The sequence below is a fragment of the Rhizobium sullae genome, assembly GCF_900169785.1.
GTDB lineage: Bacteria > Pseudomonadota > Alphaproteobacteria > Rhizobiales > Rhizobiaceae > Rhizobium > Rhizobium sullae.
In genome coordinates, this window is record NZ_FWER01000002.1 from 342,797 (window position 1) to 353,338 (window position 10,542).

Below are 10,542 nucleotides of genomic sequence, written 5' to 3' on the forward strand. Positions count from 1 at the left end.
GCTGCGACCATCGCGGATTTCATACTCAATGGATGGTCTGTGCTATGACCTCGTCATCAAGCAGAGCATGGGATGTTCTGATGAGACGAACCGTGCCCGCGATAATCTCGTCGGAGTATGCCGCGTCCGCGTGTGAAATTTCATCGGTCAAATCGCGGAGAACTTCGTTTATTTCCAGCATCAGCGGCACAAGTTCCAGTTGCCCGTCGGCCGCAAGTCCATGCGCAAGGTTTGCAATCACCGCCCTAAGATGATCAATAAGTGCACGCCGCTCAGCAATTGCTGGTTCTGAAGGCTCCATGGGTGCCGCTTCAACGCTAAACTGCATGATGCCACCTCCATACCTTAAAATGGGTTCTGCCGCGGCGTTATCAATGCCTAGTGCGGAATGAGGTTGCTCTTAGCCTGACAAAGGAGGACATGATATCTTTCGTCAACGATCAATTCTTCGATGCCACGAATTTAATAATTCCGGACGGCACAAGATTTATGAGCGTTTTCAATATAAATATTAGCCAAAATATATTTGCGATTCCAAATTTAGCTTTCAGAATATATTTTAATTTAATTAGAACGCAGCGGATATCATGCTATTGTAACTTTCTCTCCAGCAATATTGCTGGACCGATCGCCAAAGATTGGACAAAATCATGGAAAAGTTATCTTGGTTGCGACCGGCCGTTTACGGCGCGGTTTGCGGAGCAGCAGCCCTTGCTATCATTGGCTTTTCGTGGGGCGGCTGGGTAACCGGCGCCGGCGCACAAAAGTCAGCTGGCATTGAAAGGACGGCAGCCATAGCCGCAGCCTTGACGCCCTATTGCCTCGAACGTGCAAAGTCGGATCCGGCTGCCACTGAAATCATGGCAGAGCTGAAGGCCGCCAGCAGCTACAGCCGTTCCGATGTCGTCAAGAAAGCTGGTTGGGCGACGCCTCTCGGCAGCACCGAGCCGAATTCGGATCTAGCGCAGGCGTGCCAAATCGCACTTGGCAAGGTCGCCCCCTGACGAGCCGGGGCTGATTTATATGACTTAACGATTATTCAACGCAGAAGAGGCACTCATGCCGCGTAAAAGCTTGCATTCCGCCATGAGTGCCAGGATATCGGGGCGCGATCAGGCACAGGCGACAGCGATCGCCTTCAACAAGATCATGGCGAACGAGGTTGCAGAACGGAGCGAAAAATCCGCCCGGCTGAAAGCGTCGCGCCTTGCACTTGAAATCGCGATCGCACCGGCTTTGCGGACGAGAGCTGAACGGTACGACAGGTAACCACGCTTAAAGGAGACGTGACGCTTTTACGGCTGTCTCTTTGCCTTTCATTGAAACACCAGCATCCTTGGTGCAGATCAATGCCGGTCAGCGCGGAGGGCTGCAGCGATCAGATCGCATTCAAAAGTATGAGCACGCAGTTGCTGATTGAAATCAACGAGCTGTTCTGCGGCCAGCGAGCTCGGTTCTCCCCGCAGTAAAATACCCGCAATATGGGATTCCTGCGCCGCGATGTGCTTTCGGTCTTCCACCACGCGCCGACGGGAAAGCTCCAAATCTTTCGAAGAATAAGCCATCGCGTACTATAGCACGGCTTTAAGCCGAAATCTTAATAACGCCAAAATGAAAATCTTCCGATCTTCTTTCTGCGAACGGTTTTAAACAACGCTGGCCATCAGCTCTGGCTTTGGATCTGGCCCTGATTTTCGACCTTGACCATGACCGACAGCTTCTCGCCCGGCGTGCCGATACGCATGCCAGAAACCGGGGCTGCGTCGCGGTAGCAGAGGCCGGAAGCGACGCGGACGTAGCGGGCATCGGGGCAGATGTCGTTTGCCGGATCGAAGCCGACCCAGCCGAGGTTGGGTATGTGCGCTTCACCCCAAGCGTGCGTCGCGGCCTGCTCGGCTTTCCCCTCCATCATCAGGTAGCCGGAGACATAGCGGGCAGGTACGTGCAGTGCGCGAGCCGCCGAAACGAAGATGTGGGCATGGTCCTGGCAGACGCCGCTCTTCTTCTCCATCGCCTGTTCGGCGGTCGTGTCCGTGTTGCTGGTCCCCGGCTTGTAGTCGACGGCTTCGTGGATGGCAGCCATCAGCGCATGCATCCGGGCGAGCTCGTTGTCGCCGTTTATCGTCCGTATCAGTTCCCTGATGAGCTTGCCGGGCTTGGTGCGCGGCGTGTCGCGCAGGAACAGCCAGAGCGGGCAGAAGCCGGTATGCGGGCCGGTCATTCCGTTGCGGTCTTCGGTTTCCACCTCGCCCTCGGCGACGATGCGCGTCACCTTCTGTTCGCCTTGCAGCGAGACGAGGTTAACATGGTTGCCGAACTGGTCGTCGTATTCCACCTCGGGCTTGGCGCCTTCGACATGCAGCGACCAGTTCAGAACCTTCTGCCCGAAGGCTGAGGGCGGCGTCAGGCGCAGCCGCTGCAGCGAGAACTGCGACGGCTCGTCGTAATGGTATTCGGTGACATGGCTAATCTTCAGTCTCATCTCATGCCCCGCTTAAACGTAAAATCGATAGCCGTCGGAAATTTCCATGCCCAGCTGATTGTTGCGGTTGACGAAATCCTCAAGGAACTCGTGCAGCCCCTGGTCCATGACGTCCTTGATCTGCCTCGTTTGCAATGACGTCCGGATGGCGTCGGCGGTATCGTGAGCCGACAGCCGTTCGCCGCCGTAACTGCTTGATATGTAGCCAAGGTTGCTGACGATCTTTTCGTAGCAATAGGCCAGCGACCGCGGCATCTGGCCATTCAAGATCAGGAAGTCGGCGATATTGGCCGCCTTGTATTCCTCGTCATAGGCCCAGCTGTAGGAACGGTGCGCTGAAACCGACCGCAGGATCGATTCCCACTGGACGTTGTCGATCGAGGACCCCACCTGCGAGATGGATGGCAGCAGCACGTAATATTTGACGTCCAGAATGCGGCTCGTATTGTCCGCCCGCTCGATGAAGGTGCCGATGCGCGCGAAGTTATAGAGCTCGTTTCTCAGCATCGAGCCATGAAAGGCCCCGCGGATAAGGCCCGCGCGCCGCTTGATGACATCGATGACCTCGGGCATCTCGGCCGCCTTGAGGCGCTTGGAAAGTAGGGCCTTGAGCTCGATCCAGCATTCGTTGGTTGCCTCCCAGGTCTCGCGGGTCAGCGCCGTGCGCACCATGCGGGCGTTATTGCGGCCGGAATCGATGCAGGACATCACGCTCGACGGATTGGAAAGGTCACGCAGCAGATAGTCGATCGCATCGGCCCTGGTGAGCTTGGCGTGCCCTTCGTCGTAGGCTTCGCGGACGCCAGCGCTCTGCAGCACACCATCCCAGTCATCATCGCCTGTGCCGCTTCGGGTCAGCGACATGCGCAGGCCGGCATCGATAAGACGCGCGATATTCTCGCCGCGCTCGATGTAACGGAACATCCAGTAGAGTCCGTTTGCAGTTCTTCCGAGCATCAATCCTCCAATACCCAAGTGTCTTTGGTACCGCCGCCCTGGCTCGAATTGACGACCAGCGAGCCCTGCTTCAGCGCCACGCGGGTCAAGCCGCCCGGAATGATCTGAACTTTGTCGGAAACCAGCACATAGGGCCGCAGGTCCACATGACGCGGCGCAATCCCCTTGTTGACGAGGATCGGCACCGTGGAGAGCGAAAGCGTCGGCTGGGCGATGTAGTTGTTCGGCCGGGCCTTCAGCTTTTCTGCAAAGTCGACCCGCTCCTTCTTCGAGGCCGTCGGGCCGACCAGCATGCCGTAGCCGCCGGAGCCGTGCACCTCCTTCACGACGAGTTCTTCGAGGTGCTCCAGCACATATTTCAGGCTGTCTGCCTCTGAGCAGCGCCAGGTCGGCACGTTTTCGAGAAGCGCCTTCCGGCCGGTATAGAATTCGACGATCTCCGGCATATAGGAATAGATCGCCTTGTCGTCGCAGATACCGGTGCCCGGCGCGTTGGCGATGGTGATGTTGCCGGAGCGGTAGACATCCATTATGCCCGGAATGCCGAGCGCGGAATCGGCACGGAACGTCAGCGGGTCGAGGAAGTCGTCATCGACGCGGCGGTAAAGCACGTCGATCGCCTCATAGCCGCGGGTGGTGCGCATCTTCACCTTGCCGTCGATGACACGCAGGTCCGCCCCTTCGACCAATTCCACGCCCATCATGTCGGCGAGAAATGAATGTTCGTAATAGGCGGAATTGTAGATGCCGGGCGTCAGCACGGCGACGCGCGGCTTGCCCTTGCAGCCGGGAGGCGCGAGCGAGGCGAGCGATTGGCGCAGCAGATACGGATAATCCTCGACACGCTGGACCTTGTTCTCGTGGAAGAGTTCCGGGAACATCTGCATCATGGTTTCCCGGTTTTCCAGCATATAGCTGACGCCGGACGGCGTGCGGGCATTGTCTTCCAGGACGTAGAACTGATCCTCTCCGGTGCGCACGATGTCGGTGCCGACGATATGCGTATAGACGCCACCGGGCGGACGGAAACCGATCATCTCGGAAAGGAACGTGTCGTTCTTCTCGATCAGCTCACGCGGAATGCGGCCAGCGCGAATAATCTCCTGCTTGTGGTAGATGTCATCGAGGAAGGCGTTGAGAGCAATCACCCGCTGCTCGATACCCTGAGCGAGCTTGCGCCATTCACGGCCGGAGATAATGCGCGGGATGATGTCGAACGGAATGAGCTTTTCGGAAGAGTCCTCGTGCCCATAAACGGCGAAGGTGATGCCGGTTTTCCGGAAGATGTTTTCCGCGTCGCGGGATTTGGCAATCAGATGCGCCCTGTCTTGGGCATTGTACCATTCGAAATATTTCTCATATGGCTGACGGGGATTTTCATCCCCGGTGATCATTTCATCAAATGCCAAAGGTGTGGCTCCCCTTCTTTTTGTTCATTTGAATACAATGCAAAAGGCAATGCAAGAACCATGCACAGTTCGAAGAGAAGATTCCTAAAATCGTCAACCGCGCCAAAAACAGCCAAAAAACCGGGCATTTAGGCAGCCATGCCGCGAGCACGTAAACGGATGGTCTAGCGGGCACGGCCAAAAAGTGGGCATGTGATTATTTTCCGCTCGCCCCGCCGACTCAAATCACGCCAGTGGGGTTTTGCTTGCGCCGGCGTGCCGCCAGTAGTCCGCTCAGTCCTGCCCCGGGCCGCCGGCGTTGACGATGTCCTCGTCGATTACCGCAAGCGCCCGGTTCAGATGTCCTTCGAAGACGAGGTTCTGCTCGTCCGCGACCACTCTCAGTTCCGGCATGCCTTCCATGCGCACGACATGCGATTGCCCAAGGCCCTCCTCGATCCCCTGCCGCAGCAGATCGTAGTAGCGCGTGCCCGGCCCGGTGATTGCGACCGGCATGCGCTCCGTCAGGCTCAGCACGCGCGACAGCCCGTTGCCGAGCGCAAGGCCCGCCTGGCGGAAGGCGAAGGCCGGCATGCGATGCCCCTGGCGGGCCTGCGCCGCGATCTTGTCAAGTTCGGCGACCGGCACGAACTTCGCCGGGATCGTATCGAGCGGCACCTCGAAGGCCGTTCGAAGGATCGCATAGAACCCCGCATGCGCCTCGATGCATCCCTTGGCGCCGCAACGACAAAGACCGCCGTTGGCCATGTGCAGCATATGGCCGAAATTCGGCGCCGAGATCTCGTGGCCGCCATGCGGCGTTCGCCTGATGATGCCAAGACCAATGCTGTGGCCGAGCGAGAGCGCGGCAAGCGAGCGGAAATCCGCGCCCTTTACATTCTCCTCACGCGCGCCGAGTGCGGCAGCGACGAGCAGCGTTTCGTTGTCCAGGATAATCTTCGCCTGCCATTCCGGGCGCAGCGCCGATTCGAAATCGATTTGTTCGCTGCCGAAGATCGGCGACCAGACGAGTACAGGCTCGAGCGAATTCACCAGCCCTTTGCTGCTGATCGAGATCAGCAAGACTTTGTTGCGGCTGATCCGGGAACGTTCCAGAATACGCGACAGGCCCGCCTTGACCGCAGCAGCGAAGCGCGCCGCCCCGGCAGGGTCATGCGAACGCTCCTCGCTGAAGCGATCGATCAGCTTGCCCGCATAATCCACCAGCGAATACTGTACGGCATCCGACGAGATGATGACCACTATCAGATAGCCGCATTCCCGCCGCTGCCGGAAAAGCACGCGCGGCCGCCCTCGCCCGCTTGCCGCCTGGTGCTCCGATTTCTCGATGATCTGCGCCTTTTCGAGATCGGCGGTGATTGCCGAAATCGTCGCGGAGGACAGGCGCGTATAGTCGGAAATCTCGGTATGCGCGAGCGCGCCGTGGCGGCGGAGAGCGGCGAGCACCAGCACGCTATTCCTTTGCCGGACCAGCTCCGTGCTCGATTTGGTCAGCATGAATGCCGCCCTCTCCCCGTATCCCGCCCCGCTTTCACACCGAATCTCCAGCCGCTTTTCCGCATTGGAATTTAGCCGGTAGTGCGGTGTTGACAGTTGAAAAAATCTCTGACACTAAATTTCTCGACTGTCGAGAAAATAATTCATCGTTTTCTGGACAGCGATCCGCGGCGGCCGGAGGAAGCATTCGGGCTGGGTCGGCCGCAACTCATTCGGGAGGACAACATGAAGTCTATTTTGAAGCTGATGGCCGGCGCGGCCATCCTCGTTTCCGTACACACGGCGGCCATGGCTGCCGATCTCGTCGTCGGCGTTTCTTGGTCGAACTTCCAGGAAGAACGCTGGAAGACCGACGAAGCCGCCATCAAGAAGGCTCTCGAAGCCAAGGGTGCAAAATATATCTCCGCTGACGCACAGTCGTCTGCCGCAAAGCAGCTGACGGACGTCGAATCGCTGATTTCGCAGGGCGCGAACGCCCTCATCGTGCTTGCACAGGACTCCGATGCCATCGCCCCGGCCATCGAAAAGGCCGCTGCCGAAGGGATCCCCGTGGTCGGCTACGACCGCCTGATCGAAAACCCGGCCGCCTTCTACATCACCTTCGACAACAAGGAAGTCGGCCGCATGCAGGCAAAGGGCGTCTTCGACGCAAAACCTGAAGGCAACTACGTCTTTATCAAGGGCTCCTCGTCCGACCCGAACGCAGACTTCCTGTTCTCAGGCCAGATGGAAGTGCTGAAGGCCGCGATCGATGCAGGCAAGATCAAGAGTGTTGGCGAAGCCTATACCGACGGCTGGAAGCCGGAAAACGCGCAGCGCAACATGGAGCAGTTCCTGACCGCCAACGACAACAAGGTTGATGCCGTTGTTGCCTCGAACGACGGCACGGCCGGTGGCGCGATCGCCGCTCTCGACGCACAGGGCCTCGCCGGCTCCGTCCCGGTCTCCGGCCAGGACGCCGACAAGGCAGCACTCAACCGCGTCGCCATCGGCACGCAGACCGTCTCAGTCTGGAAGGACTCTCGCGAGCTCGGCAAGCGCGCTGCCGAAATCGCTCTCGATCTCGCCGCTGGCAAGACCATGGACAAGATCGAAGGCGTTGAGACCTTCAACGGCGGCCCGAAGGGCGTCGCCATGCAGTCCGTATTCCTGAAGCCGCTGCCGATCACTAAGGACAACCTCAACGTCGTCATCGACGCGGGCTGGATCAGCAAGGCGGAAGCCTGCCAGGGCGTCAAGGCCGGTTCGATTGCTGCCTGCAACTAAATCGCGCCGATAGGTTGAAAATGATGCCGGCGCCGCAACGGCAAACCGTTGCGGCGCCGGATGCGGATCAACGCCTGGCGGCAGCCCGGTAGCGCGCTGATCGACCGCACCATTACCCATCCCGACCCGATGCCATCATGGCCGCTGAGACCAGATCTGCAAAGATCGGTGATGGTGATAGTTTAAGAACAGGACGTAGGCGCTGGACGGTGGCTAACAAAAGCTCCGCGGCTTGCCCAAAAGATGGGGGAACGGCAAACCCATGGCCGAAACGGTACATTCCACGACTTCCAACGGGCCGCGCAATGCGGAGGCCAATCCGGTGGCGCGTTTCTTCCGCGCGACGGAGATCGACACCCGCCTTCTCGGCATGGTCGGCGCGCTGCTGATCATCTGGATCGGCTTCCAGATCATGACCGGCGGCCTCTTCCTGACGCCGCGGAACCTCTGGAACCTCTCGGTCCAGACCTCTTCTGTCGCCGTCATGGCGACCGGCATGGTGCTGGTGATCGTCACCCGCAACATCGACCTTTCCGTCGGCTCCATGCTCGGCTTCTGCGGCATGGTGATGGGCGTCTTGCAGGCGCAGGTGCTGCCGCAATATCTTGGCTTCAACAGCCCCGCCACCTGGATCATCACGCTTGCTGCCGGCCTTATCGTCGGCGGATCGATCGGCATGCTCCAGGGCATGATCATCGCCTTCCTGAACGTGCCGTCCTTCATCGTCACCCTCGGCGGGCTTCTAGTCTGGCGCGGCGCCACCTGGTTCGTCACCAGCGGCCAGACGGTCGCGCCGATGGATATCAACTTCCGCATCATGGGCGGCGGCACGGATGGCTCGATCGGCGCCACCTGGAGCTGGATCGTCGGCGTCATCGCCTGCCTCGCCATCGTTGCCAGCATCGTCAATTCCCGCCGCCAGCGCCGACGTTTCGGCTTCCCGCGGCGCCCGCTCTGGGCCGAATACTTCCTGTCTGCCCTCGGCTGCGTGCTCGTGCTCGGCGCGATCGCCGTCGCCAACAACTATTACTGGCCGACAAACATCGCCAAGAGATATGCGGAGGCAAACAGCATCCCCTGGCCGGAGACCGGCCTCGATATTCCCTACGGCATTGCAGTGCCGGTCCTGATCGCCGTCATCGTCGGCGCGATCATGACGTTCATCGCCACGCGCCTGCGCTTCGGCCGCTATGTCTTCGCCATCGGCGGCAACCCGGAGGCAGCCGAGCTCGCCGGCATCAAGACCCGCTGGGTCACGATACGCATCTTCGCGCTCATGGGTCTGCTCTGCGCCATCGCCGGTGCAATCTCGACTGCCCGCCTCAATGCCGCAACGAACGCGCAGGGCGAATTGGACGAGCTTTATACCATCGCCGCTGCCGTCATCGGCGGCACGTCGCTTGCGGGCGGCACCGGCACCATCGCCGGAGCCATGCTCGGCGCACTCGTCATGCAGTCGCTGCAGTCCGGCATGGTGCTTCTTGGCATCGACAGCCCGTTCCAGAGAATCGTTGTCGGTGCCGTCCTTGTCGTTGCCGTCTGGCTCGACACCGTCTACCGCGCCCGCGCCAAGTAAGAGGAGTCCGAACCATGACACATCAAAGCACTCCCCTTGTGGAACTGAAAAACATCTCGATCTCCTTTGGCGGCATCCATGCCGTCGACAACGCCTCGGTGGACCTCTACCCCGGCGAAGTCGTAGCATTGCTCGGCCATAACGGCGCCGGCAAATCGACACTGATCAAGATCCTCTCCGGCGCCTACAAGCGCGACAGCGGCGACATCCTGATCAACGGGGAAGCGGCCGACATCCGCAACCCGCGTGACGCCAAGAAATACGGCATCGAGACGATCTACCAGACGCTCGCCGTCGCCGATAACGTCGATGCGGCAGCCAACCTCTATCTCGGCCGCGAGATCCGAACGAAGTGGGGCACGCTCGATGACGTCGCCATGGAGGCCTCGGCCCGCGAGGTGATGGGGCGCCTCAACCCGAACTTCAAGCGCTTCAAGGAGCCGGTCAAGGCGCTTTCCGGCGGCCAGCGGCAGTCGGTGGCGATCGCGCGCGCGATCCTCTTCAACGCCCGCATCCTGATCATGGACGAGCCAACGGCGGCCCTTGGTCCCCAGGAAACGGCGCAGGTCGGCGAACTGATCAAGCAGTTGAAGAAGGAAGGCATCGGCATCTTCCTCATCAGCCACGACATCCACGACGTCTTCGACCTCGCCGACCGCGTCTCTGTGATGAAAAACGGCCAGGTCGTCGGCCATGCCCGCACCGAGGACGTCACCAAGGACGAGGTACTCGGCATGATCATCCTCGGCAAGGTGCCGCCAAAGGCGATCCCGGGCCCCGGCGCCATGGAGGTCTGAACGGATAGCCCCGTGAACACCAAAGTCCGCCGCTCGCAAGAATGGCGGACTTTTCAATTTAAGAGATTGAAGCGAAGGGCAAGCTAGGCTAAGAACCAGCCATCGGACAGGCGATTCAAAACCGCCTTAGGCATGCACCCGTAGCTCAGCTGGATAGAGTGTTGGATTCCGATTCCAAAGGTCACAGGTTCGAATCCTGTCGGGTGCGCCATTTAACTGGTATCCGACCCGGAGACATCGGTAACAGATCGTACCTAAGACATGGGTGACAACCTCGTGCCGAACGGGTTGTCGATGGTTTGCAAGGTCCTCTGCTCCAGGTCGATATATCCCAGATCATAATGCATGAAGCTGACGAGCCAAATACCGTCGTCGACTTCCTTGAGTCCCAGTTTCTGTCCTGCCAGCACGGTCGAGATGTTGACCTTCTTGCGGTAGATGCAGATGCGGCCGCAATTGGTCACCAGCGCATCGCGATCGTGGAAGGGGTAGTCGATCTCCGGCAGGCCCTGATAGGGGCGTGACGAAGCGACGTAGAGATCTGCCGGCACCTTCATG

General features: G+C 59.5%; 11 protein-coding genes, 1 tRNA gene and 1 pseudogene. 6 read left to right on the forward strand and 7 right to left on the reverse strand.

Going from position 1 to position 10,542, the window contains the following annotated elements; genetic code table 11:
- Positions 1-25 precede the first annotated feature (25 nt).
- The gene (locus BN1800_RS03580) at positions 26-328 is read right to left on the reverse strand and encodes a hypothetical protein (protein ID WP_027508224.1); all 303 of its coding nucleotides are present in this window, start codon (positions 326-328) and stop codon (positions 26-28) included.
- Between the two features lie 322 nt (positions 329-650).
- Between BN1800_RS03580 and BN1800_RS03585 the strand changes: the two genes are divergently transcribed.
- Positions 651-1,004 (forward strand): hypothetical protein, encoded by a 354-nt coding sequence (locus BN1800_RS03585; RefSeq protein ID WP_086994456.1) that lies wholly within the window; start codon positions 651-653, stop codon positions 1,002-1,004.
- A gap of 55 nt (positions 1,005-1,059) precedes the next feature.
- Complete coding sequence (locus tag BN1800_RS03590; RefSeq protein WP_086994459.1) at positions 1,060-1,269, forward strand: hypothetical protein; 210 nt, start codon at positions 1,060-1,062, stop codon at positions 1,267-1,269.
- 77 nt (positions 1,270-1,346) lie between these two features.
- On the opposite strand, the gene BN1800_RS03595 is transcribed toward BN1800_RS03590, so the two are convergent.
- From BN1800_RS03595 to BN1800_RS03615, 5 genes are all read right to left on the reverse strand, one after another.
- On the reverse strand, positions 1,347-1,565 hold the full coding sequence (locus BN1800_RS03595; RefSeq protein WP_086994462.1) for a hypothetical protein: 219 nt from the start codon (positions 1,563-1,565) through the stop codon (positions 1,347-1,349).
- Between the two features lie 98 nt (positions 1,566-1,663).
- Positions 1,664-2,482: a transglutaminase family protein gene (locus BN1800_RS03600; RefSeq protein WP_086994465.1), complete on the reverse strand. Its 819-nt coding sequence runs from the start codon at positions 2,480-2,482 to the stop codon at positions 1,664-1,666.
- 12 nt (positions 2,483-2,494) lie between these two features.
- Entirely contained in the window at positions 2,495-3,439 is a 945-nt protein-coding gene (locus BN1800_RS03605; protein WP_027508220.1) for an alpha-E domain-containing protein, read from the reverse strand.
- Positions 3,439-4,848 (reverse strand): circularly permuted type 2 ATP-grasp protein, encoded by a 1,410-nt coding sequence (locus BN1800_RS03610; RefSeq protein WP_027508219.1) that lies wholly within the window; start codon positions 4,846-4,848, stop codon positions 3,439-3,441. The genes BN1800_RS03605 and BN1800_RS03610 overlap by 1 nt, the downstream gene beginning before the upstream one ends.
- 273 nt (positions 4,849-5,121) lie before the next feature.
- On the reverse strand, positions 5,122-6,345 hold the full coding sequence (locus BN1800_RS03615) for an ROK family transcriptional regulator (protein WP_086994469.1): 1,224 nt from the start codon (positions 6,343-6,345) through the stop codon (positions 5,122-5,124).
- Positions 6,346-6,570: 225 nt separating this feature from the next.
- On the opposite strand from BN1800_RS03615, the gene xylF reads away from it, so the two are divergent.
- From xylF to BN1800_RS03635, 4 genes are all read left to right on the forward strand, one after another.
- Complete coding sequence (gene xylF / locus BN1800_RS03620; RefSeq protein WP_027508217.1) at positions 6,571-7,611, forward strand: D-xylose ABC transporter substrate-binding protein; 1,041 nt, start codon at positions 6,571-6,573, stop codon at positions 7,609-7,611.
- Positions 7,612-7,873: 262 nt separating this feature from the next.
- Positions 7,874-9,187: a sugar ABC transporter permease gene (locus BN1800_RS03625; RefSeq protein WP_086994472.1), complete on the forward strand. Its 1,314-nt coding sequence runs from the start codon at positions 7,874-7,876 to the stop codon at positions 9,185-9,187.
- Between the two features lie 14 nt (positions 9,188-9,201).
- Entirely contained in the window at positions 9,202-9,984 is a 783-nt protein-coding gene (locus BN1800_RS03630; RefSeq protein ID WP_086994475.1) for an ATP-binding cassette domain-containing protein, read from the forward strand.
- Between the two features lie 134 nt (positions 9,985-10,118).
- A tRNA-Arg gene (locus tag BN1800_RS03635) sits at positions 10,119-10,195 on the forward strand.
- 43 nt (positions 10,196-10,238) lie between these two features.
- Here the strand turns inward: BN1800_RS03635 and BN1800_RS03640 are convergent.
- Positions 10,239-10,542: pseudogene (locus tag BN1800_RS03640) on the reverse strand (IS481 family transposase); the annotation flags it as partial.

Coding starts and splice junctions, on each gene's coding strand:
- BN1800_RS03580 (WP_027508224.1), bottom strand. CDS start 328: ATGCAGTTTAGCGTTGAAGCGGCACCCATGGAGCCTTCAGAACCAGCA.
- BN1800_RS03585 (WP_086994456.1), top strand. CDS start 651: ATGGAAAAGTTATCTTGGTTGCGACCGGCCGTTTACGGCGCGGTTTGC.
- BN1800_RS03590 (WP_086994459.1), top strand. CDS start 1,060: ATGCCGCGTAAAAGCTTGCATTCCGCCATGAGTGCCAGGATATCGGGG.
- BN1800_RS03595 (WP_086994462.1), bottom strand. CDS start 1,565: ATGGCTTATTCTTCGAAAGATTTGGAGCTTTCCCGTCGGCGCGTGGTG.
- BN1800_RS03600 (WP_086994465.1), bottom strand. CDS start 2,482: ATGAGACTGAAGATTAGCCATGTCACCGAATACCATTACGACGAGCCG.
- BN1800_RS03605 (WP_027508220.1), bottom strand. CDS start 3,439: ATGCTCGGAAGAACTGCAAACGGACTCTACTGGATGTTCCGTTACATC.
- BN1800_RS03615 (WP_086994469.1), bottom strand. CDS start 6,345: ATGCTGACCAAATCGAGCACGGAGCTGGTCCGGCAAAGGAATAGCGTG.
- xylF (WP_027508217.1), top strand. CDS start 6,571: ATGAAGTCTATTTTGAAGCTGATGGCCGGCGCGGCCATCCTCGTTTCC.
- BN1800_RS03625 (WP_086994472.1), top strand. CDS start 7,874: ATGGCCGAAACGGTACATTCCACGACTTCCAACGGGCCGCGCAATGCG.
- BN1800_RS03630 (WP_086994475.1), top strand. CDS start 9,202: ATGACACATCAAAGCACTCCCCTTGTGGAACTGAAAAACATCTCGATC.